Consider the following 24793-nt stretch of genomic DNA (forward strand, 5'->3'; position numbering starts at 1 on the left):
CAGCGGCACAATTTACCGGAAAACTGCGGAACAATGCTGGCCAAGTTGTGTTGTGGCTTCGAAGGTCAACCAAGGCCAACGAAAGGACGAAAATCATGACCCATTCCGACGATGCAGCCAACAAGATGAAGCGCGACGCTCAGGCTGCGGCCAGCGAGGCGAAGAATGATCTCCGCGAGGGGGCCGGCCGCGTGGGCGACGATGTTCGCAGGACGGCACGCGACCTTGGTGACAATGCCGGGATCGACCGGCTCAAGGAACGGGGTGCCGATCTGGCCGAGACGGGGCGCGAATATGCCAACCGCGCCCGTGAGGCCGGAGAGGAATATGCCGAACGCGCCCGCGAAGAGGCGAACCGCCTTTATGAGACCGGTCAGCGCAAGGCGAACGAGGTCGCCCACTACGCCGAGGAACGCTATGACGAGGTATCCGAGATGGTGCGGCGCCATCCGGCTCAGGCATTGGGGATCGCAGCGGGCGTCGGTTTCCTCGTCGGATTGATCCTGGCACGTCGCTGAGGTCGGCCGCATGTTCGATTATGTCAACCGGCTTCAACTGGCCGCCAAGGATTCCGCAAGACGGACGGTGATGAAGGTTGTGGCCGGGCTGATCCTGGCGATCGGCGCCGGCTTTCTGATCGCGGCATTATGGTCGTATCTCGCGATCAATCTTGGCTGGGGTCCGATGTTGGCATCCCTCGCCATCGGCGGCGGATTCGTGGCGATCGCATTGATTCTGCTGATGGTTTCCAACCGTCAGCGTCACGCGATGCCGACCACGGACGACCTGAAGCGCGAGGTCGAGGCGCGCGTGACGCTGGCCACCGACGCCGCTGTCGAGCGCGCCCGCACCGAAGCTTCGCGTCTGGTCGATTTGGCGGGCAGCCGCGCGCAATCCCTGCTGGACGATGCGGGCGATCGGGTCGGCAGGATTGCCGATGATACCGGGCAGCGATTCTACGGCTTGGCACGGTCGGTCGGGATCACGCCCCAGAACATGGCTCGTGCCAAGGCGGATGCGGGGCAGGTCAGGGACGGCGCGAAACGGGCTGCAGACAGCAATGCCGGCAGCATGGCCAAGTTGATCGGGGCTTTCGCGATCGGGGTCACGCTGGCAGCCAAGTTGCAGGAACGGCGGCAAGGACCCAAGACCGTCTTCGACGACGACGATCTGATGTAGATAAAGACTTCGCCGCTCAGCCTGCGCGGCGAAGGCCAGTCAGGGAATTGACCAGATGGCTCAGATCCTCGCGCGTGAATGGCGAGGTCAGGCTGCGCCAGCCTTTCCGTATCACCTCGGTCACGGGGTCGTCGCCGGCTCGGATGACGATTTCTGCGCCGTTCGCGATTGCCCAATCGGCAAGGCCGCTATCCTCGACCTCCTGCACGTTCATCTTCGTGACGATCACGGGAACCTCATCGGCACTCGGTGATACCTGCGAAACAAGCTCGGACGGAAAGCGCAGATGAATCACGTCACAGCCGGGACAGGCGGCGAGAAGGCCGGCGCACATGTCGCGGGCCACGAAGGTATCGCGTTCGATCACGATGAAACTGTAGCCGGATTGAGTCATCATGCGTCCACCTTTCCATCTCGGCGTCTTTTGATCAACTCAATTTAGATCAAGCCCGCGAATCTCTGTCTGGTATGGATCAGGGGCAGGGCCGCAAGATGATGGGGTCGGAACGGGCCATGCCGATTTCGCGGCAGGTCGCGTCGTCGCAGATCCGCCAACCGCCCCCGGTTGCCCCACTTGCCGCCAGGATCAGCTTGTCCCGGGGTGGAAGATCCGGCGTCCAGACCCACCATCCATCGACCAGGCGCGCATCAGGCCCAGGCTCCATCCCCGCGCCCGAACCCTTGATCGCGGCGCCGGCAAGCACCAGCTTGTCGCCCTCGATCCGCCACTCCTCGCGCCAGATCTGCCGCTCGACCGAATGGGTCCATTCCAGACGGAAATCGGCCCCGGAAAGCGCCAGCGTCACCATTCCCGCCAGCAGACAGCCGCTCATGCCGCACGCGTCCGCAGCCACCAGACCCCTGCAAACAAGGCGGCCAGCGCAAAGCCGATCTCGTCGGTCAGGGGCAGGGCGGCGATCATGGTAAAGGCGGCAGCCGCGGCCAGCAGCCGCTGCCAGACGGGCAGCCTGTGTCCCAGCCAGCCGATCACCGCCACGCCCCACAGCCCGATGGCCAGCACGGATTTGCCGACGATATAGGCCACGGCAGGGGCAAATCCGACAGATGCGACCAGCGGCCCCCCGTCTTGCAGCATCAGGGCGGGCGTATAGACGGCCATGAAGGGAATGACGAAGCCTGCCGCTGCGACCTTCAGCGCCTCCATGCTGATCTTCAGGCCGTTTTCCCTGGCGATGGGCGCGGCCGCGAAACAGGCCAGCGCGACCGGCGGCGTCAGGTCGGCGAGGATGCCGAAATAGAAGACGAACATGTGGCTGACGATCAGCGGCACGCCCAATTGCAATAACGCGGGCGCGGCGATGGTCGAGGTGATGATATAGTTCGGGATCGTCGGAATCCCCATGCCAAGAACGATACAGGTCAGCATGGTCAGGATCAGCGACAGGATCAGGCTGTTCTGCCCGACCGAGACGATGTAGATTCCGAATGTGTTGGCCGCCCCCGTCAGGGTCATGGTGCCGATGATGACGCCGACCAGCGCGGTGGCGACGCCCACCGGCAGGGCGGTCTTGGCGCCTTCGGCAAGGCTGTCGATGACCTGACGGATGGTCTCGCGTCCGCCTCTGGACAACAGGTTCCAGGCCAGCAGCGCGCCGATGCCGCCCCACAGGGCCGTGTTTCCGAAACGCAGGAAACTGCCCGCGACCAGGCCGAGGCCGATCCAGAAGATCACCTTCAGCACCATCGAAGGCAGGCCAAGCGCGGCGGATGTGCCAAGGATCAGCATGATCGTCAGGCCCAGACCCACCGTGCCCGCGAAAAGCGGCGTATAGCCCGAGAACAGCAGATAGACCAGCATTGCCAGCGGCAGCAGCAGATACCAGTTCTCGCGCAGGGCCGCGACGGCCGAGGGCAGATCCTCCTTTGCCATGCCGCGCAGGTTACGGCGTCCGGCCTCGAGATGGACGATCCAGAAGGCGCTGGCGAAATAGAGGATGGCGGGAATGATCGCGGCGCGGACAATCTCGACATAGGCGACGCCCAATGTCTCGGCCATGATGAAGGCGACCGCCCCCATCACCGGCGGCATGATCTGCCCGCCCATAGAGGCGGTGGATTCGACCCCGCCGGCGAAGGCCGCGCGATAGCCGAAGCGTTTCATCAGCGGAATCGTGAACTGCCCGGTGGTGACGACATTGGCCACGCCGGACCCCGAAATCGTACCCATCAGCCCCGACGAGATCACCGAAACCTTCGCCGCACCACCCATCCTGTGCCCGACCATGCCCAGCGACACGTCGGTGAACAGCTTGATCATCCCGGCCTTTTCCAGAAAGGATCCGAACAGGATGAACAGGAAGATATAGGTCGTGCTGACATAGAGCGGCGTGCCGTAGATACCTTCGGTGCCATAGGCCATCTGTTCGACAACCTGGCCCAGATCATAGCCGCGCGTGACCATGGGTCCGGGAAAATACTGCCCGAACAGGGCATAGATCAGGAACAATCCGGCCACGATCGGAAGCGCCGGCCCCATTACCGCGTAGGCGGCAGCAAAGGTGGCGATCAGGGCGATGATGCCGATCACGATATCGGTCCGGTTCAGCATCCCCGACCGCATCATCAGCGGAACGTATTCCACCCATTGATAGCCGGCGACCAGAACGCCGGCGCCGGCCATCACCCAGGCCAGCGTCTTCGGCAGCAGGCCGGTTCGCCCGCGCAGGGCCGCCAGCAGCGGAAACCCGAGCAGCATCAGAAAGCCCAGATGCAACGCGCGCTGGATCTGGCTGGACAGGGTGATCAGATGGGCCGCGATCGCGATCTGGTAAAGCGAGAAGGCGACAGCGATCCAGAACAGAAGCCGCCCCTCGAAGCCGGGCGGAAAGCTTTCGGCCAGCGGGTCGTGAAGCCCCAGATCGGGATCGCCCGCCGGTGCGGCGTGCTGTTGCGCTGTGGTCATTCGGGGATCCCGCTTCAGGGACCGGGCCGGGACGATCCCGGCCCGGTCAGACCATCATTCGGCCTTCACGCCGACTTCGTCGTAGTATTTCTGCGCCCCGGGATGGACCGGAATCGGCATCCCCTTCAGCGCGTTCTGCACGTCGATGCTGGCGGTCGCAGCATGGGCGGCCTTCAACTCGTCCAGGTTTTCATACAACAGCTTGGTCATCTGATAGGCCAGATCGTCGCTGACATTGCTGCTGCTGACCAGGAAATTGATGACGGCGACGGTAGGCACGGCCTCGTTCTGGCCGTCATAGGTGTTGGCGGGGATGTTCTCGGCCACATAGGGCGCGCCCAGCTTTTCGGCAACATCGGCGGGCACCGAGACCACGGTGATCGGGATCGAGGTGGACAGATCCTTCAGCGAGGCCACGCCGAGCCCGGCAGATTGCAGCGTCGCGTCAAGCTGACGGTTCTTCATCAGATCGACCGATTCCGCAAAGGGCAGATATTCGACCTGGCCCAGATCGTCATAGCTCATCCCGGCGGCGGCCAGGATCGCGCGCGCATTCAGTTCGGTTCCCGATTTCGGCGCGCCCACCGACAGCGCCTTGCCCTTCAGATCCGCCAGCGTCTTGATGCCGGATTCCTTGCTGGCGACGATCTGGATGAAGTTCGGATACATGGCCGAAATTCCGCGCAGCTTGTCCAGCGGCTGCGGAAAACCGGCATCGGCGCTGCCCTCGGCCGCCAGCTTGACGGAGTCGCCAAGCGCCAGACCGATCTCGCCCTTGCCCTGCTGCAGCAGGTTCAGGTTCTCGACGCTGGCCTTGGTGGACTGGACCTGAACCTTGGCACCCTCGATGCCGTCGCTGTAAATCTTCGACAGCGCGCCACCGACCGGGTAATAGACGCCCGAGGTGCCGCCGGTCAGGATATTGATGAATTCCTGCGCCGAAGCCGTCAGCGGCGCGGCCGTCAGCGCCACGCCCGCCGCGAGGCAGGCGATCTTGTTGCGGATTGTCATGTTTCCCCTCCCTGGGACATTTTCTTGGTGGGCGCAGGTTAGGCAGCTTTCCGGACAAGGTCAAAAGGGAAAAGCTTCGGCCCATCGCAAAGGGCGCCGCGCGAGAAGATCGCGCGGCGCCCGGAAATATCATGCGCTTCAGGCCCTTCAGGCATTTGCCTCGCGAATTTTCGCGGCCGCGTCCTTGTCATAGCCGACGCCCTGCTTGTCGAAAAGCTGATCCAGTTCGCCCGTCAACGTCATTTCGGTCACGATGTCGCAGCCGCCCACGAATTCGCCCTTCACATAAAGCTGCGGAATCGTCGGCCATTCCGAGAAATCCTTGACGCCCTGACGGATGCCGTCATCGGCCAGCACGTTCACGTCGCGGTAATCCACGCCCATGTAGTTCAGCACGCCGGCGACGCGGCTGGAAAACCCGCATTGCGGCATTTCCTTCGTGCCTTTCATGAACAGCACCACATCGCTGGTATCGATCAGGTCCTGGATCTTGTCCTTGACGTCGCTCATCTGATTTGTCCTTTCTGTCGCGCGGCCGAAGCCCCGGGTGGGGCAGGGGCGTCAATCGGGGGCCTTGGTTGTCAGCGCCAGGGCGTGCAGTTCGCCCGCATTGCCGTCCATCCTGCCCTTCAGCGCGGCATAGACGGCGCGCTGCTGCTGGACGCGGTTCTGACCCCGGAAGCTTTCGTCGATGACCTCGGCCGCGAAATGGTTCCCGTCGCCGGCCAGATCGGTGATCGTGATACGCGCATCGGGGAAGGCGGCCCGGATGAGGGCTTCGATTTCGTGGGCTTCCATCGCCATGGCGCTGTCCTCTGTCGCTTGCTGCAAGATGTAGGGGATGCACGATAGCCCCGCAAGTGCGGCGGAGCTCGGCCCGGGCCGCGAGGCGGGCTTGACGATTGTGTTCGCCGGCATGGCCCGACCAAAAACGGTTTACGGCGGCACGGTTTTCGGTTCAGGCTGAAGCAACGCGACTGCGGCAATGGAAGCCCCGATGACGACACAACGCCCGATCCTTGTCTTCGACGTGAACGAGACGCTTCTGGACCTCGACCACCTGGGGCCGGTGTTCCAGGAGATTTTCGGCGATCGCGCCGTGATGCGCGATTGGTTCGCCCAACTGATCCTGTATTCGCAGACGCTGACCCTGATCGGCGCGCGCGAGAATTTCGCCGCGCTGGCGGTTTCGGTGCTGGAGATGATGGGAACCATCCGTGGCATCGCGATCACCGACCGCGACAGGGCTGCCCTGGCGCGCGCCCTGGGATCGCTGCCGGCGCATCCGGATGCGGCCGAGGCGCTGGATTACCTGCGCGACCTCGGGTTCCGCATGGTGACGCTGACGAATTCGCCGCCCTCGGATGGCCCCTCGGCGCTGGATCGCGCAGGCCTGGGCGGCTATTTCGAAAGATCCTTCAGCGTCGCGCCGACCGGACGTTTCAAGCCCGCGCCGCAGACCTACCGGCTTGTCGCCGACGCATTGGCCGTCACGCCGCGCGATCTGTGTCTGGTGGCGTGCCATGTCTGGGACACGATGGGCTTGCAGGCCATGGGCGGCAAGGGCGCGCTTGTCACCCATGGCGTGAATGCACCGCTGCCGGGCCGCTCCGTGCCGCAGCCCGATCTGGTCGCGGCCGATCTGTCCAGCCTGGCGCGAAGGATCGCCGAGGCCTGGCCGGGTTGATCATGGCAGGTTCTTGGTCGTGACCGGTTCCCCTTGTCGGGACTCGAGGTGCTGCAATCTGCCTCTGCTTCCGGTCGGAACGATCATTCCGAAGGCGGCGTGATCCGTGACGGCCGAAAGGCTGCCGGTCGCAGCCTTTGCTTGCCTTTACGCGCAGACAAGGCCCGCGACCGCCGCGCGGTTTCGCTGTTCCTGTAACGAAATCGGAAGACAGGACGAACTGCCCGCCACGGCCAACGAAGGAGCAGTCGTGAAAAAAACCGCCTTTCTCGTCATCCTTGCGGTCCTTGTCGGGGCGGCGTTGTGGCTGTTGCGCGATCAGGATCTTGGCGTCGATGCCCTGCGCGGCCATCTGGCCGGGTTCACCGAATTGCGGCAATCTCGTCCGCTGGCGCTGGCGGTGGCCTTTCTTGTGGCCTATGTCGCCGTGACCGCGCTGTCCCTGCCGCTGGCGGTCTGGATGACATTGGCCGCCGGGGCGCTGTTCGGCTTCTGGCAGGGGCTGCTGCTGGTCTCTTTCGCCTCGGCCATGGGGGCGACGCTGGCCTTTCTGGTGGCGCGCTATCTGGCGCGGGACTGGGTGCGGGCGCGGCTTGGCGCGCGGGCGGACAGGATCGACAAGGGCCTGGCGCGCGACGGCGCCTTCTACCTGTTCTCGCTGCGATTGATCCCGGTGGTTCCGTTCTTCGCGGTCAATCTGCTCATGGGGCTGACCCTGATCCCGATCTGGAGCTTTTACTGGATCAGCCAGCTGGGGATGCTGGCGGGCACGGCCGTCTACGTGAATGCGGGCACCCGGCTGGCCGGGCTTGAAAGCCTGTCAGGCATCGTTTCGGCGCCGGTCCTGTTCTCTTTCGCGGCGCTGGCCGTCTTTCCCTGGTCGGCGCGGGCGGTGCTGGGGCTGGTCCGGTGGCGCCGCGTCCATGCCGGCTGGCGTCGGCCGCGGCGGTTCGATCGCAACCTGATCGTGATCGGGGCCGGATCGGCCGGGCTGGTCTCGGCCTATATCGCGGCGGCGACCAAGGCGCGTGTGACCCTGATCGAGGCGGGCAGCATGGGGGGCGATTGCCTGAACTATGGCTGCGTGCCCTCCAAGGCGCTGATCCGCAGCGCGACACTGGCCCATCAGATGCGTCATGCAAGCCGCTGGGGACTGGCCGACACGCAACCGGACATCCCGTTCCGCGCGATCATGGAACGGATCCACGAGGTGATCGCCACGATCGCCCCTCATGACAGCGTCGAGCGCTATACCGGGCTTGGCGTCGAGGTGCTGAAGGGCCATGCCCGCCTGATCGACCCCTGGACCGTCGAGACAAGTGGCAAGAATGGCGAAACCCGGCGTCTGACCACGCGCGCCGTGATCATCGCCACCGGGGCGCGGCCTTTCCTGCCGCCGCTGCCCGGACTGGATATGGTCGAGCCGCTGACCTCGGACGATCTGTGGACCCGGCTGCGGGGGCAGGATCATGCGCCGCGCCGTCTGGTCGTCCTGGGCGGCGGCCCGATCGGCTGCGAGCTGGCACAGGCTTTCGCCCGCCTGGGATCGCAGGTGACGCAGATCGAGATGGCGCCCCGGCTGATGCTGCGCGAGGATCCCGAAGTGGCAGAGCTGGTATCATCCGCATTGCGGGCCGATGGCGTGACCGTGCTGACCGGACACAAATCCACAGGCTGCGGCAGAGACAATGGTGAGACATGGATCGAGGTCGAAAAGGATGGCGCGACCACCCGCATTCCCTTTGACCGGATCATCGTCGCGGTGGGGCGCAGCGCCCGGCTGGAAGGGTTCGGCCTGGACCGGCTTGGCATCGCGGCCGATCGCACGATCGAGACGAACGAATATCTGGAAACGCGGTTTCCCAACATCCTGGCGGCGGGCGACGTGGCGGGTCCGTTCCAGTTCACGCATACGGCCTCGCACCAGGCCTGGTTTGCCAGCATCAATGCCCTGTTCGGCGTGCTCAAGCGCTTCAAGGCCGATTACCGGGTGATTCCCTGGGCCACGTTTACCGACCCCGAAGTCGCCCGCGTCGGATTGTCCGAGGCCGAGGCACGGCAAAAGGGTATCGCGGTCGAGGTGACGCGCTTCGATCTGGCCGATCTGGACCGGGCCATCACCGATGGCGCGGCGCGGGGTTTCGTCAAGGTTCTGACGCCGCCGGGCAAGGATCGCATCCTGGGCGCGACCATCGTCGGCGACCATGCCGGCGATCTGATCGCGGAATTCGTGCTGGCGATGAAACACGGGCTGGGGCTGAACAGGATCCTCGGCACCATCCACATCTATCCGACCTGGGCCGAGGCCGGCAAATCCGTCGCCGGCGTCTGGCGCCGCGCCCATGTGGACGCGCGCGCGCTGGCGCTGGCAGAGCGGTTCCACCGCTGGAGGCGCGGATGATCGACGCCCAGCTTCTGCCGCTGCAACGCGCGGCGATGCGTCCGCTGGCACAGGCCCTGTCCGAGCGTGGCATCGGCGCCGACGCGATCAGCCTGGCCGGGTTTGCGGTGGGGCTGCTGGCCATTCCGGCCCTGGCTGCGGGATGGTTCGCCGCGGCGGCCGTGCTGATCGTCGTCAATCGCACGATGGACGGGCTGGACGGCGCGGTGGCGCGGATCGCGGGTCCGACCGATCGCGGGGCGTTCCTGGACATCGCGCTGGATTTCGTCTTTTACGCCCTGGTTCCGCTGGGCTTCGCGCTGAACGATCCGGCAGCGAACGCGCTGCCGGCCGCGGCACTGATTGCTGCCTTCGTGGGCACGGGTTCGTCGTTTCTGGCCTTTGCCGCCATTGCCGCCAAACGGGGCCGGGAAGCATCGGCCTTTCCGCAGAAGGGGATCTATTATCTGGGCGGGCTGACCGAAGGCTTCGAAACGATCGTCATCTTCCTGCTCATGTGCCTGCTGCCGGGCCGGTTTCCCATCCTGGCCTGCATCTTCGCGGCGGCCTGCGCCCTGACCACGGTGCTGCGCTGGCGCATGGGATGGAAGACTTTCGGTCGAGGAGAGCCCTGACGCGCGACGGTCTGCAGGGACGGGCGTGCCCAAGCGGCGCCCGGCCGATCTATCCCAAAGCCAGATTCGACAGGCTGGCGCGCAGCGCTGTGTCGGTATCGTCGCTGTCGGCCGAGACTGCCAGCCCCACCAGAACGCCCGGCGCGGTGCGGAAGGCGCTTGCATGATCGGCGGCCAGGTCCACACGCGCCTGGGCCCGACCCGTCCCCGGCCCGCGCAGCACCACCGTCACCCCGCGCCCGCGCATGTAGGGGCTGGGAATCAGGCTGCCCGGCGCCCGCTGGCCCCCCCAGACATAGATCAGCGCCCGCGCCGAACGGTTGGCCAGCAGCCGGCGGGGCGAGGTGTCGGGTGACAGCCGCGCCGCCGCCTGCGGATCCATGAAGACGAAATAGACAGACAGATTGCGGTCGTCGCCCCCCTTGCGCGACAGATCGGTCGGCGGAACGCTGGCCGAGACCGACCAGGACCAGCGGGCGGTCGTGGCGCCGCGCGCGGCGTCCGGCGCCGGCCGGTAGATCAGCGACGAGCTTGCATCCGCCTCGATCGTCAATGTCGTTCCGCCCAGCTTATAGCGCGTCGGCGTCCGGCCCGGAAAGGTCAGCGCCCGCCAGCGCGCATCGAAGGCCACCGGCACCATCCGCGGTGATTGCGCGGCGGCAGGCAGGGCGGCGGTCGTGGCCGATGCGGCCGCGGCGGTCGCGATCAGAAAGCTGCGTCTGTCCACGGTCTCTCCTGTCTTTCGCGGCCTTGCAGGCCAGGGGTAGTCCTGTCCCATTCGACGGGACGGGCCGAAATGTTACAAGCCTTGCTTCAGCGCGCGGCACTGGGCGTCGCAAGACAGCGTGAATTGACAGCGGCGCGATTCCCGTCACCTTGGCACGATGTCTTCGCGATGGATTATTCGGTGTCTCGCGGGTGCCGTGATGGCGATCCTGGTTCTGGGCGCCGGATTGCAAGCGTGGAATTCGCGCGGTGGCCCGGTTCCGCCGCCGCGTCCCGGCACGCTGCGTATCGCGACGATGAACATCCATTACATCGCCTTGGCGGCGAGTGACGACGATCGCTGGTCGGCAGCGGGCTGGCAGAGGCGGCGCGGCGCGGCCGCCGAGGTGCTGGGCCGCCTCGACGCCGACCTGATCGCGTTTCAGGAAATGGAAAGCTTTCGGCACGGCAGCGACGGCAGCGTCAATCTGGCGCGCGATGACCTGCTGGCCGCGATGCCGGATTTCGCCGCCGCGGCCAGCGGCGACTGGCGCAACTTTCCCTCGACCCAGCCGATCTTTTATCGCAAGGACCGCCTGCGGCCCGAGGAACAGGGGTGGTTCTTCTTTTCCGACACGCCCGAGGTGATCTATTCGCGCAGCTTCGACGGCTCATGGCCCGCTTTTGCATCCTGGGCGCGCTTTACGGACCTCGAGACCGGACAGAGCCTGCGCCTGGTCAACGTCCATTTCGATTTTCGCAGCGGCCAGAACCGGCTGCGCTCGGCGCGGCTGGTGGCCAGCCGGATCGCGCCCTGGCTGGCTGCGGGCGAACATGTGGTGGTGGCGGGGGATCTGAACGCGATGGCGGGCTCTGCCACAGCCGACATTCTTCGCGGCGCGGGCCTGTCGCTGACACCGGTGCGCGGATCCAGTTTCCATTTCGGCCGCGGCCTGAACCTGTTCGGCGCGATCGACCATGTGCTGTATGATTGCGACAGCGTGCTGACGGACCGACCGGTCGCCTTGCGCGACAATCCGGGCGGGCGCTGGCCCTCGGATCATTATCCGGTACTGGCGCAGATCAGGCTTGGTGACGGTACCTGCGATCAGCCCTGAAGCCTGTCCATGAAGCGGCGGTCGATCCGGTCCTTCCACCGCCACAGCCAGCGGCCATGCAAAGTCAGCCCGTACCATTCGGCCAGCGCGGTCCGTCCACCCAGCGAGATGATCTTGAGATAGTCGCGCTGCGGATCATAGTGCAGAAGCGGTCGTCCATGATACGCGGCCACCAGATTTCGCGCCAGGACCGGGGCCTGCCGCACCGCGAAGACGCCGGCCTTGGGGCGCGGGGCGTGGATCATCGCGGCGCAATCCCCGGCGGCGAACAGGGTTGGATGCCCCTCGACCTGAAGCGTCGGCAGGACCCGCACGAAACCCGCGCCATCCGCGGGAAGATCGCGCGCCAGCCAGTCCTGCGGCCGCGCGCCCGCGATACCGATGGTCACCTGGCCGGCGATCCTGCGCCCGTCGGCCAGCACCACGGCGTCGGCCTCGACCGAAGCGACCGTCGCCCCGGTCAAGACCTGCACGCGGGCCCGGTCCAGCGCCGACCGCAGCCGCGAACGCGTCCGCCGGCCCAGACTTGCCGCGATGTCGGGCCCGGCCTCGATCAGCGTGACGCCGCCGGTCAGCCGGCAGGCCAGGGCCAGCGCCATTTCGGCACCCGCAATGCCGCCGCCAATGATCGCCGCATTGCTGCCCGTCGGCATCAGCGACAGGCGGGCGGTAAAGCCCGCCAGCGGCTTTATCGGCACTGCGTGGCGGGCAAAGCCCGCAAGTCCGGGCATCGCGGTGTGACTGCCCAGATCCAGAGCCGCAAGCCCGTAGGCGATCTGTGCGCCATCCGCCAGCGCGATCTGCCGCGTCGTCGGATCAACACCGGCGACGCGCCCTTGCAGAAAGCGGATGCCGTTCCTGGCGGCAAAATCCGTCAGTGCGACACGCGGTTCGTCCGGGCCATAATGCCCGGCCACCAGTCCGGGGATCATTCCCGAATAGACCGCGTCGGGGGCCGCGTCGATCAGCAGAATCCGGGCATCGGGCAGGGCCTTGCGAAGAAGCGGTGCCGCCAGAAGATTCGCATGGCCGCCACCCAGCAGCAGGATTTCGGGATGATCGGATTCGGGAACGCTCATGTCGCTATCTGAGGCAAAACCGGCGCCGATTGCCAGCACTGACCGCGCAAGCCCTGATCGGCGCCCCTTCGCGAACCCGATCGCGGCTGGCAATCCGCGTCGCGACGGCGCAAGCTGGGCTTGCCGCCAGAACAGCAAAGGAACAATGCCATGCGTAAACTGATTGCCGCGATCTCGCTCTGCCTCGCCGCCGCGACGGGTGTCGCCAACGCGGATGAATGGGTGGTCAAGTCCAGTCCCGATGATGTCGCCACAACCGCCGATCGGCTTGAAGCGGCGGTCGCGGACAGCCCCGCCACGCTGCTGGCGCGGGTGGATCACCAGGCCGCCGCCGCCGAGGCCGGGCTTGAAATGAAACCCGCGACGGTGCTGATCTTCGGCAACCCGGCCCTTGGCACGTTGCTGATGCAGGCCAATCCGCGCGTGGCGCTGGATCTGCCCCTGCGCGTCCTGGTCTGGCAGGATGGTGAGGAAACGAAGATCGGCTATCTCGCGCCCGATGCGCTGGCCGCGCGCTATGACATCACCGGCGCCGATGAAACGCTGGGCAAGATTGCGAACGCTCTTGATCAGATGACGAACAAGGCCGCCGCCGCGGAATGATCCGCAACAGGCGCGCGTCCGTCCGAGATCGGGAAGGCCGGATCGGCGTCCAGGCCGGGGCGTCTTTCCGCCTTGGCCGCAAGCCCGATCCGCAGTTGATTTTTCATGTGGCCACTGTCGCTTGCATGGCCCGTCTTGACGGCTTAGATGTAACTTTCGATCGGGACAGTTCCAAAGACGGGTAAAAACAAGATGGCTGGCGACAAGCAGAACCTGCAGGACGCGTTTCTCAACCATGTCCGCAAGGCAAAGGTGCCGGTCACGATCTTCCTGATCAATGGCGTGAAATTGCAGGGTGTGATCACCTGGTTCGACAATTTCTGCGTGCTTCTGCGCCGGGACGGGCAATCGCAGCTGGTCTACAAGCACGCCATCAGCACGATCATGCCGGGTCAGCCGATCTCGCTTTACGAAAACGAGGATTGATTGGCCGAACCCACCTCGACCGAGGCCAGGCCGACCCGCGCCTATGTGATCCACCCGGATCTGGGCCATGCGCGCGTGCGGCGGCGCACGCCCGAGCATGCGCTGGCGGAAGCTGTGGCGCTGGCCCATGCCCTGCCGGGAATCGAGATCGTGGGCCAGGAAGTCGCGCGCCTGCGCAGTCCCGATGCGGGACGGCTGTTCGGAAAGGGCAAGCTGGCCGAGATAGGCGAAAGGCTGTCGGCGGAAGAGGCCGAACTGGTCCTGGTCGACGGTCCGGTGACGCCTGTCCAGCAGCGCAATCTGGAAAAGGCCTGGGACGTCAAGCTTCTGGACCGGACCGGCCTGATCCTGGAAATCTTCGCCGACCGGGCGCGGACCCGCGAGGGGGTGCTGCAGGTGGAACTGGCGGCCCTGTCCTATCAGCGGACCCGGCTGGTGCGCGCCTGGACGCATCTGGAACGTCAGCGCGGCGGCCTTGGCTTTGTCGGCGGCCCCGGCGAAACGCAGATCGAGGCTGACCGCCGCGCCATCGACGAACAGATGACCCGGCTGCGCCGCCAGCTGGAACGTGTGGTCAGGACCCGGACGCTGCACCGCGCGGCCCGGGCCCGGGTTCCCTATCCGATCGTCGCGCTTGTCGGCTATACCAATGCCGGGAAATCGACATTGTTCAATCGCCTCACCGGTGCGGATGTCATGGCCAAGGACATGCTGTTCGCGACGCTGGATCCGACGATGCGTGCGGTCCGTCTGCCTGATGCCGGCGCCGGCGCCCCAGGCCGCAAGATCATCCTGTCGGATACGGTCGGCTTCATCAGCGATCTTCCCACGGAATTGGTCGCGGCCTTCCGTGCCACGCTGGAAGAGGTGCTGGCGGCCGATCTGATTTTGCATGTGCGCGACATCAGCCACCCCGAGACCGAGGAACAGGCCGAAGATGTGGCCGAGATCCTTGGATCCTTGGGTGTCGACGAGGATGTGGACCTGATCGAGGTCTGGAACAAGATCGACGCCCTGTCCGCCGATACCCGCGCCGCCCTGCGCCGCACCGATGCGCGGACGCAGGGGGTGCAGGCGGTCAGCGCCCTGTCGGGCGAGGGGCTTGACGACCTGATCGCTGCGATCGACGCGCATCTGGCGCAGGCGCTGGACGAGCCGCGCGAAGCGGCGGTCGTGACGCTGGAATTCGCCGATGGCCGGCGCCGGGCCTGGCTGCACGAGGCCGGGGTGGTCGAACGCGAAGAGGCCGGCGAGGACGGGCTGGTCCTGCATCTGCGCTGGACGGCGCGCCAGAAGGCAGGGTTCGAGGCGCTGGATCAGCCGACCGATTGACTTTCCGGCCGGGCGGCCGGCGCCCTGTGTCCGGCCTCCCGGCGGTATCTTCACCAGGACAAGGAGGATCGCGGATGGACTGGAACGAACGTTTCAGCGGAGAGGAATTTCATTTCGGCGAGGCGCCGGCTGCCTTCGTGCGCGATCACTTGGGCGGCCTGGGCGCAGGCGCCCATGTGCTGACCATCGCCGAGGGCGAGGGCCGGAACGCCGTCTGGCTGGCGCGGCAGGGCTGTCGCGTGACCGCGATCGAGCCGACCGGGACCGGTCGTGAAAAGGCGATGGCGCTGGCCGCGCGGCATGGCGTGACAATGGAATGGCGGCAGGAAAGCCTGGAATCCTATGGCTGGCCGTCGAACGGTTTCGACGTCGTCCTGGGCTGTTTCTTCCAGTTCGCCGATCCACGCCTGCGGGCCGAAATCCTGGCCGGGATGGCGCGGACGACGATGCCCGGCGGCACCGTGTTCCTGCACGGCTTCAGCACGCGGCAATTGGGGAACGGCTCGGGCGGGCCGCGCAGCGAACCGAATCTGTGGACGCCGGACCGTCTGTTGCCGGCCTTCCCCGGTTGGCAGGTGGTCAGGGCCGAGGATTATGACGCCGTGCTGGACGAGGGGCCGGGCCATTCGGGACCGGCGGCCCTGGTCGATGTGATCGTCCGCAAGCCTGGCCAGCCTTGAACGCAAGGGTCGTCTGGCGAGCTGTCCTGCCGAAAATTCCCGCCACCGCGACCGGACAGGGCCGGCCCGCCACCATCTGCATCCCGTCGCCGCGATTGGAACCAGGCCGATGGTTGGGGCTGGCCTGGCCTGGGGCCTTCGCAGGGCGGCTGCCGGGATTCAGCCTGTCAGGGCCTTGCGCATCATGTTGATGGCGACGAGGAACAGAAAGATCGCGAAGATCCGCTTCAGCCGGGCAGGGTCCGTGCGATGGGCCAGCGCGGCGCCGAAAGGCGCCGTGATCAGCGTCATGGCGATGGTGATGAAAAGCGCGGGCAGATTGACCGAACCCAGGGTCCAGGGCGGCGCATCCGAGGCCGGAACGATCAGGAACGCCGCGACCGAGGGCACCGCGATCAGCACGCCGAACCCGGCCGAGGTCGCGACCGCGCGATGCATCGACCGTCCGTGCAGCGTCATCAGCGGCACGCCCATGCTGCCGCCACCGATCCCGACCAGGACCGAAACGAAGCCGATCACCGGACCGATCAGCGCGCGCCGGATGCCGGTGGGCATCTCGGTTCCCAGCCGCCAATGCGGCCGCGAGATGGCCATGAAACTGGCGATCAGCACGACCAGCACCGCGAAGATGACCTGCAGCGTGCGGGTTCGCAGCGCGCCGACCGTCAGCACCCCCAGAAGCGCCCCGATGGCGATCCAGACCGCCCAGTCCCGCAGGATCGACCAATCCACCGCCGCGCGCCGGTGATGGGCCATGACCGACCGCATCGACGTGACGATGATCGTTGCCAGCGAGGTCGCCAGACAGATCTGCATCAGGTCCGGCCCGGAATAGCCCGCCCGCGTGAAGGCAAAAAGGAAGGCCGGAACGAGGATGATCCCGCCGCCGACGCCCAGCAGTCCGGCAAGAATTCCCGCTGCGGCGCCCGTGGCGGTCAGGGTCAGGGCGGGGATCAGCAGCGCGCTCATGCGGCTGTGGTTATCGCCGGCGCGCGACGGGCGCCAGAGCGAAATCGGCTCACGCAGCCATCCGCGTCACCTGCGCCAGTGCCGCGTCATAGACCTCGATCCCGCCTTTCGATGCGCCTTCTGACAGCGTCCGCTTCCATCCTCGCGCGCCCGGCTGGCCATGAAACAGACCCAGCATGTGGCGCGAGATCTGATGCAGCCGCCCGCCCGTGCCCAGATGCTGCGCGATCAGCGGGCGCATGGCATGGGCGACCTGTCGCGGCGTCGCGAAGGGCGGCATCTGGTCCCACAGCAGATCGGCCCCGCCCAGAATGTCCCATGGCTGGTGATAGGCCGCACGTCCGATCATCGCGCCATCCATGACGCGCAGGTGATCGCGCGCCTGATCCAGCGAGACGACGCCGCCGTTGACCGACAGGTGCAGATGGGGAAATTCGGCCTTCATCGCATGGACCAGCGGATAATCCAGCGGCGGCACCTCGCGGTTCTCGCGCGGCGACAGACCTTGCAGCCATGCCTTGCGGGCGTGGATGGCGATGCGGGTGACGCCCGCCTCGGCCATCCTGGCCAGAAAGGCGGGCAGCACCTCGGCCGGGTTCTGGTCGTCCACGCCGATGCGGCATTTCACCGTCACCTCGACCGGGCTGACGGCGATCATCTCGGCCACGCAATCGGCCACGAGATCGGGCTGTTTCATCAGGACCGCGCCGAAACAGCCCGATTGCACGCGGTCGCTGGGGCAGCCGACATTGAGATTGATCTCGGCATAGCCCCAACCGGCGGCGATTCGCGTCGCCTGTCGCAATTCCGCCGGATCCGAGCCGCCGATCTGCAAGGCCAGCGGATGTTCGCCCGCCTCGTGGTCCAGCAGCCGCTCAGGATCGCCATGAATGATGGCCGGGGCCGTGACCATTTCGGTATAAAGCAGCACCCGGCGCGACATGATCCGGTGAAAACGGCGGCAGGCGCTGTCGGTCCAGTCCATCATCGGCGCGACCGACATGCGTGCGGCGTCGCGGATGGTCTGCTGGCTGTCCGGGTCGGGGCGCGGGGTCATCACTTGCCTTCGGGTATGGTTGCGCTGCATGTAGCAACCGGCGGCGCGCTTCGCAAACCGTGCACGGCAACGCCGTTCCCGGAGGCGGCGGGCGACGGATCGTCGGGCCTGTGGCCTTGCAGGGACATGGATCAAATTCCTGCCCCGCCGACGAGCGGCGGGCACCACGCGGCACGGCCGGCACTGGATCCCGGCCGGCGTTCAGGCCTCGCTCAGGAATGCTGCCAGTCCAAGTCCGGCGGGTGCGCCGTTCGTGCCGTCGGGATCGGCCACGTCGTCATCCTGCGGCAGCACCGCATTGTCCTGCGGGCCGTGCCACAAGGGCTGGATCAGCCCCGCGCCGTTCTGTGCAAGCAGGTCGCGGATCAGCGAGAAGGCCGAGGCCGGTCGCGCCAGTCGCAGGAATTCCGCCACCGGCGAACCGTTGGCATCCATCCGCGCCACGCCCAGTCGCGCGGCCATGGCGGCCACGCGCTGGCCCTGCACCTTGACGCTGTAGCCGCGCGCGATGTCGCGGTCGAACGAGGCCACCGCGGCGCTGCCGTCGAAGGTCATGCCGCGGCGGCGGATATGGCTGGCGCCGGTCAGCGACCAGATGTCGTCCACGATGACGATGGTGCTGCGGATCAGTGCGTCCCGGCCGGGAAAACCCTTCGGATGGAAGGCCGCCACCCGGCCCGGCGCGGCTGCGGACAGCGTGTCATAGGCCTCCTTGCGCTGCGCGAAGGCGCGCCGGGCGAAGGGAGCGGGAATCAGGTCTCCGTCACGCGGGGTGACGATGATCGCCTTCAGATTGGGCCGCGCCGACATGCGCTGCGCCAGAAGCGCGATCAGGTCGATTTCCTGGGGTGCGGGTGTGCCCTGGGGCCGCGCCGTGCGGGCAAGTCCGGGGGTTTCGATATAGACCAGTTCCTCGGCCTCCAGAATGGCGCGGGCCAGCGACCACAGCGCATCCCGCGCCCCGTCGCGGGACAGGAAATATTCGCGCCGCACCTCGTTGATCAGGCGATTCTCGTTGGCCACGGTGATGCTGCCCGAAGGCGATGGAATGCCAAGCGCCCCGGCGATGTCGTCGAGAAGCTGGTCGAAGGTGATCGGCGCGCCGCTGTCCAGCGGGTTGCCCGCCGGCAGCAGCGACAGTTCCGGCGTCTCGGCGATGGCCGCCACGGTTTGCAGCAGCACCCCGGCCGAGGTTCCCGCCGCGGGCGGATTTGCGGGATCGGGGGCGGGCGGGTTCATGTTGTTGCCGCCCGACATGACGATCCAGCCCGGCGAGGTTCCCGCCGCGGCGCCGCCCGGCAGAGGCAGCATCGGCTGCACCCGCCTGACCGCATGGCGGGCCAGGTCATAGCCAAGAGCGCCCGTCACCCGGACGCCGGAGACATGCGTATCGGGTCCGGCCGGATTGCCGGGATTGCCCTCGCGCATCAGCGCGCAGCGCGTCTCGCGCGTCCAGCGGGCGCCCGACAGCACCCCGTCCCAGTCCAGCCCGGCCTGCAATTGCACATTACCGATCCCCGAGACGGTGATCCCCTCCAGCCGGCCCATCGTGGCGTGGCGCGGGCCCTCGCGCGGCTCGGTCTCGTTGCCCAGGGCGCGGACGATGTCGATGGGATTCGTCAGGCCGCCGGCCGGATTGGTGGTCCGGGTCATCCCGAAGATCGGAGCGGGGCAGACGGACTTGATCGCGGGCGGCAGCGCGGCCATGGGATCAGGCGTGCCAAAGGGGTCGGGCGGCAGCGCGGCCGGGCCTGCCGCGATATCCAGCCGGCGGTTGGCGAACAGCCGCCGGCTGCCCCGGCGCGGCGTCACCACCAGATCGAAGACCAGCACCGCCGGGCTGGGTCTGGGATCGCCCGGCGCAAGCGCCATCGGATTGCCGACCAGGATCCGTGTGGGCTGGCCCCCGGCGGCGATGGCCGTGCCGCCATCGCCGCGCAGGAAGGATGGCGCCTCGCCGATCGAATCGATCAGCTGAAAGCGTTGCGCATAGATGCGGACCGACGCCCCGTCGGGAACCAGATCGGCGGGCAGGCTGACGACGACATCCGTGCCTGCGGTCCAGGCGGCACTTGCCCCGGCCAGCGGGTTGGCATTGCCGGTGGCAAAGCCTGCCGCCGTGTCGGGCGCGGGAAAGGCTGGCCAGTGGCCGGGGCCTCCGACAGCCGGCGGCAGGCCGACCCCGTCCGCGATCAGCGGCGCCACGGCAAAGACCAGCGGACTGCCCGGCGCGCCGCCGGTGCGGGTGATGATGCGGCCGGATTCGGCCAGCAGGTCGGGACCGTCGGTCAGGTAATCCACCGTGATCGCGTCGCGCACCTGTGGTTGCAGATCGGCGGGCATCTTGCCGTCATCGGCGGGCACGCCGCTGACGGTTGCATTGCTGCGATTGCCGCGCAGGTGCCAGTCCAGATCGGTGGCGAAGGCGCGCAGGAATTGCCGGGGCAGCGTGACGCCGGCAGGCAGCGTCGGCAGCGCCAGCGGCCCCGCGCCCATCACCCCGCCCGTGGCCCAGCCCAGTCGCAGCCGCGCCGCGGCCGCCGTGCCGGTCCCGGTCAGCGTGTCGCCGGGGGCAGGCTCGATCAATCCGTTGCCGTCGGGCGTCCCGGCGGGATTGCCGCCGTTGCGCCCTTCGACGCCCGGCCCGCCGGGGATCGCGATATAGGGCTTGCCATGAAGATCGCAGATCTGAACCTGGATGCCCGAGGCAAGGCCCGCGATGCTGGCCACGCCACCCGCCCCGTTCCGCGCCGCCCCGTTCGAGGCATCCAGCGCCGGAAACGCCGTCATCAGGTCGTCGAACAGGGCAGCCACCGCGACCGGATCGACGATCAGCCCGCGATGGTCGTGAAAGCTGTAGGGCTCGGTTCGGGGCAGTGTATCGCCCGGTTCCCAGGTCTGGGGCGACCGGTCCGGGGCGGGCACCGCGCCGGTGAACACCATCGTCTCGGGGATGATGCGGTGATGCGGCTGGCCGGGCTGGCCATAGCGGCCCTGGGCCAGCGCCTCGAGCCGCTGGGCGGATTGCGGATGCAGCCGGAAGACCGCGACCGGCCCGATGATCGGTGCGCCGGACACATCGCGAAAGGCCGCGCCATTGTCGAGATATTCCAGAACCCCGAACCAGGGCGCCCGCGCCGAACCCGAGGGCGTCAGCCGCAGCCCTGCCGCGTCGAAGCCGGGATTGGCCGTACCCCAGGCAGCCGCCAGGCGCGGCGCGGTCAGGCCAAGCGCATCGAGCCCGCTATCCTGCAACGATTGTGCGGCCGCCGCCGGCGTCAATGTGAAGACGGTCACCATCGCTGCGGTCCTTTCCCGATCGTCATCATCCCCTGACCCTCTTGCTGTCGCTGGCCCCGTCCGGGCCGGTGATCGTGGCTGAAACCGCCCGCAGGGCCGATTTCGCCATGATCGAGATCCGCAGGCTGTCGCCCACCCGCTGGCGCGCGGCGGCGAAGGTTTCGTCCGGCGCCGTGACCGGGATCGAGGCAAGCGCCGCGTCATAGATCCATTTGCCGTCCGACAGCGTGAACTGTGTCCGTCCGCGGATGGTCAGGCCGCCGCCGGGCAGGGGAATTCCCCGGCCCGGCAGGCCTCCGGGCACGCCCCGACGCGGAAAGCGGGTCGGCGGGACGATCGTTGCCGGTGCCAGCTCGATCCGCAGGCGCCAGGGCTGGCCGTTGATCATGTCGTCGCGTGTATTCGCGAGGGTGAAGGTAAAGACCTTGCCGCGCCCGGCGATCGAGAAACTGTCGATCTCGGACATCTGTGGCGGCGGCAGAAGCACGCCGGGCCCGATCGCGGCGACGCGTTCGCTTGCCCGGCCCAGCGGGTCGATCAGGCGGATCGTCAGGCTGGCCGAATGGGTCACGTCGGCGCGCCGCAAAAGCAGCGAATATTGCCCCGGCGCGCTGCGCCACAGGCCGGAATCCGGCGCGGCGGGCGCGGCAGCGGCGATTTCGGCAAGGGCGATCCGCCGGCGGATGACCGGTGCGGGAAGGCCCTGTTCCAGCGCCTCGACCTCGAGGATATGGGCGCCCAGCGGCGTCTCGGCCACGGGCGCATCGGTTGCGAAGCTCGCCAGCACATCGCCCGGACCGCCGCCCGGCCAGCTCAGCGCAAGCGCCGAAAGCGGCGGCGGTCCGGCGGGCGGGATCACCACCGGCACCGCGGGCGAGGCCAGCGACCGGCCGCCCAGCACGCCCCTTTGCGGCAGGCCGTCGGCCAGGGCCACGGCGCGATACCAGACATGTTTCCACGATCCGCCCGGCGCGTCCGTCCCCGTCGCCACGTCGATCCAGCCATCGGCGGCGGGCGCGGGCGGCGTCGTGGACCAGCCCCCGCCCGAGGCCGAGATCTCGGCCACCGGCAATCCCATGCTGTCCAGCGCGCGGGCGGCGTCGGCGACGCGGGTGCGATACAGTTTCAGATGCCGTGGCCGCGCGCCCGCATCGGCCCGCGTCTCGACCCGGATGCGGGCGGCAAAGCCCGCGCCCTGTTCGATCCGGCGCACCTCGATCCGGGGCGGCGCGGGTTCGGCCACCTTGGGCGCGGCATAGACGATCATCGCGCTGGAGGTCATGGGCCAGGGCGCCTCGGTGCCGCCGGCGCTGACGGGCAGCACGATCCAGGCATGGATCGCCTGCGAGCCGCGCGGGATCGCGACGTCCAGACTGGTCGCGGTCAGAAGCGTGTCGTTGACACGGGTGAAGGCGTTGCGGTCGGGATCGGCATCGAAGGCGGCCTGCATCGCCACCAGCCGCTGGGACAGAGTGGCGTCGGGGGCGGCGCGCGGTTGCCCGGTCCGATCCAGCAGGGTGAATTCGTTCGAGGTATAGACGACGTAACCGGCGGCGCCGGGCAGGGCGGCCCAGGACAGCCGCGCGTGCCCCTGGCCCCCCGCATCGGGCAGGCTGGTCAGCGGAACGATCGGCATGATGTTGGTCAATCGTGCACGCGGATCCGAAGCATAGGCCAGTTTGGGCGGCGACCAGGCGCCGGTTCGCATGGGCGCCAGCCGTTCCTGCAATCGCGCCGACAGCGCCAGCCCGATATGGGGCGTGGCCGCGTAATCCAGCGAGAAGCCCGGCACGATCAGGCGATAGCGCCGGCTGCTGCCCTGCGCGGGGCCCGGCGCGACGGTGGCGTCGCCCTGCGAGTTCAGCGCCAGGATGCTGCCGCCCGCGACACTGGGCACGTCGCCTGCGAAGCTGATCGTCACAATCCTGGTCGCCCCGGCCAGATCGGTCTGGACCGCGCCGGGCATTCCGGCGGGCGGATCGTCGTGCCGCGTGGCCGAGGCGAAAAGCCGACCGCGGAACGCGACCGAGGCCGGGCGCCGCGCGCGCCAGTCCAGCACGATCTCGACCCGCAATTCGCCCGGGCAGACGGTGGCCGGCGGACCGGGATCGGTGGGGACCAGATTGGCATCGACGATCTGGACGGCATCCGGATCGGGCTGGCTGGAATCGAATGCGGTGACGACCCAGGGCGACCAGATACCGAAGATGTTCTGGGTGGCGATGCCATAGCGCGCGCTGACACTGCCCGGATCGTTGGGGATCGGATAGAAGCTGTCGCTGGCGCTTTGCCGCGTGGGTTCGGGATCCTGCGGATTGCGGGCATCGCCGATCGGCAGATGGCCGGGCGCGGTCGCCCGGCGTTCCATCAGCGGATGGGCGGGCTGTCCGGGCTGCGCCAGATCGGCCCGGCCGGCGGCAAAGCTGGCCACGCGCGACAGATTGTCCAGCGGCAGCCGTTCCCAGGACAGCCGCGTCGCCGCGCTCCAGGGTCCGTCTGGCGCGGCGGGCTGGTGGTGGCCCAGGAAATCCAGGGCCAGATCGGCGGGGGCGGGTGGCGGAAGGACCAGGCGCGGTCGCGGGATCAGGGCCGCGAATTCGACCTCGCGCCCGGCCCGCATCCCCTCGCCGCGCCACAGGCCGGTGACCATGAAATCCCAGTCGCTGACGCCCCTGTCATCAAAGAACGACATCGCGCCCAGCGTGATGCCGGGAATGTCCTCGTAAAGATAGCCGGTTCCGAACCCCAGCGTGACGGCCTGCAACGGATCGGTCGAAACCGTCATCTGCAGCAATGTCAGCGGCGCGATGGTGGCGCGGCCGGGATCGCCGCTCATCTGCTGGCCCGAGGGATTTTCGGGCGGGTTGATCTGGAAATCGCGGGTGAACCCGGCCTGGTCGGCGGGGGGCAGCCGCATCGCCTCGTGCAGCATGGGCAAAAGCTGGGTGTCGGCATCCGCGATCAGATCCTTGGGCGACGGCAGCGTCCAGGCGGGCGCGATCTCGCCCGTGGGAAAGGTCTGGTGCCAGCCGAAGGGGTTGATGCCGCGCGCATATCGCTGGGCTGCGGCGTCAGGCGCCGGCACCTCGGCGCCCACCAGGCCCTGCTTGACGCCGTGGTTCTGGTCGGCGAGATCGGACCAGCCGCCTTCATCGACCGGCAGCCCGACCGTTTCGACCAACTCCCATCCCCCGATCTTGTCGGCCGCCGATTGCGGCAGGCCCGCGAAACCCTGCACGCTGCCAGTGCCCAGGATCAGGACCGCGGTGACGTAGGCCGCCTGAAAGCGCATCACGGTCGCGCCGTTCGCGCCCAGATTATAGGGCAGGATCGCGAGGATGTTCTCGAACCCGATGCCGTCGGCGAAAAAGACCACATTGCCCGCCGCGCCCGAAGATCCGGCGCGCAGGTCCAGCGACAGCGACACCATCGGCTCGGGCATGACATGGATCTGTCCCAGCGGCGGCAGGGTCAGGCGTTCGGGTTCGATCGCGGTTTCCTCGACCGGGAAGGCCTGGCGGCGCCAGACCTTGAACGGTTCGACCGGCATCCCGATACGCGGATTGACCTGCCAGCGCAGGAAGACCAGGCGCGGCGCGTCGCTGAGATCGGTGGGCGGGCGCGGAAAGCCCTTGAACAGAGCGCGCGTGGTGATCAGCGCGCCCTGCGCCTTGAATGCGGTCGGATCGAAGATGCGCGGCGGTGCCAT

Annotated in this window: 22 protein-coding genes; 10 read left to right on the forward strand and 12 right to left on the reverse strand. The window is 67.4% G+C overall.

Features of this window, described 5'->3' with window-relative positions:
* The first annotated feature begins 95 nt into the window (after positions 1-95).
* Positions 96-518 carry a DUF883 family protein gene (locus tag B4L36_RS09595; RefSeq protein ID WP_292956021.1) on the forward strand — a complete coding sequence of 141 codons (423 nt, stop codon included), beginning with the start codon at positions 96-98 and terminating at the stop codon, positions 516-518.
* A 10-nt stretch (positions 519-528) separates the two neighbouring features.
* Entirely contained in the window at positions 529-1179 is a 651-nt protein-coding gene (locus B4L36_RS09600; RefSeq protein WP_292956023.1) for a phage holin family protein, read from the forward strand.
* Positions 1180-1195: 16 nt separating this feature from the next.
* Here B4L36_RS09600 and B4L36_RS09605 read toward each other — a convergent pair whose 3' ends face one another.
* From B4L36_RS09605 to B4L36_RS09630, 6 genes are all read right to left on the reverse strand, one after another.
* Positions 1196-1576, reverse strand: a complete 381-nt coding sequence (locus B4L36_RS09605) for a hypothetical protein (protein ID WP_292956026.1) — start codon at positions 1574-1576, stop codon at positions 1196-1198.
* Between the two features lie 76 nt (positions 1577-1652).
* The gene (locus B4L36_RS09610) at positions 1653-2012 is read right to left on the reverse strand and encodes a DUF1850 domain-containing protein (protein WP_292956029.1); all 360 of its coding nucleotides are present in this window, start codon (positions 2010-2012) and stop codon (positions 1653-1655) included.
* Complete coding sequence (locus B4L36_RS09615) at positions 2009-4102, reverse strand: TRAP transporter permease (RefSeq protein WP_292956032.1); 2094 nt, start codon at positions 4100-4102, stop codon at positions 2009-2011. Before B4L36_RS09615 ends, B4L36_RS09610 begins: the two co-directional genes overlap by 4 nt.
* 54 nt (positions 4103-4156) lie before the next feature.
* On the reverse strand, positions 4157-5113 hold the full coding sequence (locus tag B4L36_RS09620) for a TAXI family TRAP transporter solute-binding subunit (RefSeq protein WP_292956035.1): 957 nt from the start codon (positions 5111-5113) through the stop codon (positions 4157-4159).
* 147 nt (positions 5114-5260) lie between these two features.
* Positions 5261-5623 (reverse strand): Grx4 family monothiol glutaredoxin, encoded by a 363-nt coding sequence (gene grxD, locus B4L36_RS09625; protein ID WP_292956038.1) that lies wholly within the window; start codon positions 5621-5623, stop codon positions 5261-5263.
* Between the two features lie 51 nt (positions 5624-5674).
* A complete protein-coding gene (locus B4L36_RS09630) occupies positions 5675-5917 on the reverse strand; it encodes a BolA family transcriptional regulator (protein WP_292956041.1) in 243 nt (80 codons plus the stop codon).
* A 193-nt stretch (positions 5918-6110) separates the two neighbouring features.
* On the opposite strand from B4L36_RS09630, the gene B4L36_RS09635 reads away from it, so the two are divergent.
* The 3 genes from B4L36_RS09635 (at position 6111) to B4L36_RS09645 (ending at position 9815) form a co-directional block, all read left to right on the forward strand.
* The gene (locus B4L36_RS09635; RefSeq protein WP_292956044.1) at positions 6111-6800 is read left to right on the forward strand and encodes a haloacid dehalogenase type II; all 690 of its coding nucleotides are present in this window, start codon (positions 6111-6113) and stop codon (positions 6798-6800) included.
* Positions 6801-7050: 250 nt separating this feature from the next.
* The gene (locus B4L36_RS09640; RefSeq protein WP_292956047.1) at positions 7051-9201 is read left to right on the forward strand and encodes an FAD-dependent oxidoreductase; all 2151 of its coding nucleotides are present in this window, start codon (positions 7051-7053) and stop codon (positions 9199-9201) included.
* Complete coding sequence (locus B4L36_RS09645) at positions 9198-9815, forward strand: CDP-alcohol phosphatidyltransferase family protein (RefSeq protein ID WP_292956050.1); 618 nt, start codon at positions 9198-9200, stop codon at positions 9813-9815. The genes B4L36_RS09640 and B4L36_RS09645 overlap by 4 nt, the downstream gene beginning before the upstream one ends.
* 49 nt (positions 9816-9864) lie before the next feature.
* On the opposite strand, the gene B4L36_RS09650 is transcribed toward B4L36_RS09645, so the two are convergent.
* Positions 9865-10542, reverse strand: coding sequence for a DUF3047 domain-containing protein (locus tag B4L36_RS09650; protein ID WP_292956053.1), 678 nt, complete (start codon positions 10540-10542; stop codon positions 9865-9867).
* 199 nt (positions 10543-10741) lie between these two features.
* Between B4L36_RS09650 and B4L36_RS09655 the strand changes: the two genes are divergently transcribed.
* Positions 10742-11638: an endonuclease/exonuclease/phosphatase family protein gene (locus tag B4L36_RS09655; protein WP_292956095.1), complete on the forward strand. Its 897-nt coding sequence runs from the start codon at positions 10742-10744 to the stop codon at positions 11636-11638.
* On the opposite strand, the gene B4L36_RS09660 is transcribed toward B4L36_RS09655, so the two are convergent.
* Entirely contained in the window at positions 11629-12717 is a 1089-nt protein-coding gene (locus B4L36_RS09660) for an FAD-dependent oxidoreductase (protein WP_292956056.1), read from the reverse strand. The two genes, B4L36_RS09655 and B4L36_RS09660, sit on opposite strands and share 10 nt — an antisense overlap.
* A gap of 150 nt (positions 12718-12867) precedes the next feature.
* Here B4L36_RS09660 and B4L36_RS09665 point away from each other — a divergent pair, with 150 nt between their 5' ends.
* The 4 genes from B4L36_RS09665 to B4L36_RS09680 all read left to right on the forward strand — a co-directional run bounded on the left by B4L36_RS09665 (position 12868) and on the right by B4L36_RS09680 (position 15758).
* Complete coding sequence (locus B4L36_RS09665; RefSeq protein ID WP_292956059.1) at positions 12868-13320, forward strand: DUF302 domain-containing protein; 453 nt, start codon at positions 12868-12870, stop codon at positions 13318-13320.
* 192 nt (positions 13321-13512) lie between these two features.
* Positions 13513-13746 (forward strand): RNA chaperone Hfq, encoded by a 234-nt coding sequence (gene hfq, locus B4L36_RS09670; RefSeq protein WP_292956062.1) that lies wholly within the window; start codon positions 13513-13515, stop codon positions 13744-13746.
* Positions 13747-15078: a GTPase HflX gene (gene hflX / locus B4L36_RS09675; protein ID WP_292956065.1), complete on the forward strand. Its 1332-nt coding sequence runs from the start codon at positions 13747-13749 to the stop codon at positions 15076-15078. It begins immediately after the preceding gene.
* A gap of 74 nt (positions 15079-15152) precedes the next feature.
* A complete protein-coding gene (locus tag B4L36_RS09680) occupies positions 15153-15758 on the forward strand; it encodes a class I SAM-dependent methyltransferase (protein ID WP_292956068.1) in 606 nt (201 codons plus the stop codon).
* Positions 15759-15917: 159 nt separating this feature from the next.
* Here B4L36_RS09680 and B4L36_RS09685 read toward each other — a convergent pair whose 3' ends face one another.
* From B4L36_RS09685 to B4L36_RS09700, 4 genes are all read right to left on the reverse strand, one after another.
* On the reverse strand, positions 15918-16727 hold the full coding sequence (locus B4L36_RS09685) for a sulfite exporter TauE/SafE family protein (protein WP_292956071.1): 810 nt from the start codon (positions 16725-16727) through the stop codon (positions 15918-15920).
* Between the two features lie 49 nt (positions 16728-16776).
* Positions 16777-17784, reverse strand: coding sequence for a tRNA dihydrouridine(20/20a) synthase DusA (gene dusA / locus B4L36_RS09690; protein ID WP_292956074.1), 1008 nt, complete (start codon positions 17782-17784; stop codon positions 16777-16779).
* Positions 17785-17985: 201 nt separating this feature from the next.
* The gene (locus B4L36_RS09695; protein WP_292956077.1) at positions 17986-21084 is read right to left on the reverse strand and encodes a hypothetical protein; all 3099 of its coding nucleotides are present in this window, start codon (positions 21082-21084) and stop codon (positions 17986-17988) included.
* A 25-nt stretch (positions 21085-21109) separates the two neighbouring features.
* Complete coding sequence (locus B4L36_RS09700; protein WP_292956080.1) at positions 21110-24793, reverse strand: hypothetical protein; 3684 nt, start codon at positions 24791-24793, stop codon at positions 21110-21112.

Source organism: Paracoccus sp. UBA889, assembly GCA_002294185.1.
In the GTDB taxonomy this organism is placed as follows: Bacteria; Pseudomonadota; Alphaproteobacteria; order Rhodobacterales; family Rhodobacteraceae; genus Paracoccus.

Bases quoted from the DNA above. Each gene is read 5' to 3' on its own strand.
- B4L36_RS09680 (WP_292956068.1), top strand. From the start codon at position 15,153: ATGGACTGGAACGAACGTTTCAGCGGAGAGGAATTTCATTTCGGCGAG.
- B4L36_RS09645 (WP_292956050.1), top strand. From the start codon at position 9,198: ATGATCGACGCCCAGCTTCTGCCGCTGCAACGCGCGGCGATGCGTCCG.
- B4L36_RS09660 (WP_292956056.1), bottom strand. From the start codon at position 12,717: ATGAGCGTTCCCGAATCCGATCATCCCGAAATCCTGCTGCTGGGTGGC.
- B4L36_RS09610 (WP_292956029.1), bottom strand. From the start codon at position 2,012: ATGAGCGGCTGTCTGCTGGCGGGAATGGTGACGCTGGCGCTTTCCGGG.
- B4L36_RS09665 (WP_292956059.1), top strand. From the start codon at position 12,868: ATGCGTAAACTGATTGCCGCGATCTCGCTCTGCCTCGCCGCCGCGACG.
- B4L36_RS09615 (WP_292956032.1), bottom strand. From the start codon at position 4,102: ATGACCACAGCGCAACAGCACGCCGCACCGGCGGGCGATCCCGATCTG.
- dusA (WP_292956074.1), bottom strand. From the start codon at position 17,784: ATGACCCCGCGCCCCGACCCGGACAGCCAGCAGACCATCCGCGACGCC.
- B4L36_RS09620 (WP_292956035.1), bottom strand. From the start codon at position 5,113: ATGACAATCCGCAACAAGATCGCCTGCCTCGCGGCGGGCGTGGCGCTG.
- B4L36_RS09600 (WP_292956023.1), top strand. From the start codon at position 529: ATGTTCGATTATGTCAACCGGCTTCAACTGGCCGCCAAGGATTCCGCA.
- B4L36_RS09630 (WP_292956041.1), bottom strand. From the start codon at position 5,917: ATGGCGATGGAAGCCCACGAAATCGAAGCCCTCATCCGGGCCGCCTTC.
- hfq (WP_292956062.1), top strand. From the start codon at position 13,513: ATGGCTGGCGACAAGCAGAACCTGCAGGACGCGTTTCTCAACCATGTC.
- B4L36_RS09695 (WP_292956077.1), bottom strand. From the start codon at position 21,084: ATGGTGACCGTCTTCACATTGACGCCGGCGGCGGCCGCACAATCGTTG.
- B4L36_RS09685 (WP_292956071.1), bottom strand. From the start codon at position 16,727: ATGAGCGCGCTGCTGATCCCCGCCCTGACCCTGACCGCCACGGGCGCC.
- B4L36_RS09655 (WP_292956095.1), top strand. From the start codon at position 10,742: ATGGCGATCCTGGTTCTGGGCGCCGGATTGCAAGCGTGGAATTCGCGC.
- B4L36_RS09635 (WP_292956044.1), top strand. From the start codon at position 6,111: ATGACGACACAACGCCCGATCCTTGTCTTCGACGTGAACGAGACGCTT.
- B4L36_RS09700 (WP_292956080.1), bottom strand. From the start codon at position 24,793: ATGGCACCGCCGCGCATCTTCGATCCGACCGCATTCAAGGCGCAGGGC.
- B4L36_RS09605 (WP_292956026.1), bottom strand. From the start codon at position 1,576: ATGATGACTCAATCCGGCTACAGTTTCATCGTGATCGAACGCGATACC.
- grxD (WP_292956038.1), bottom strand. From the start codon at position 5,623: ATGAGCGACGTCAAGGACAAGATCCAGGACCTGATCGATACCAGCGAT.
- B4L36_RS09595 (WP_292956021.1), top strand. From the start codon at position 96: ATGACCCATTCCGACGATGCAGCCAACAAGATGAAGCGCGACGCTCAG.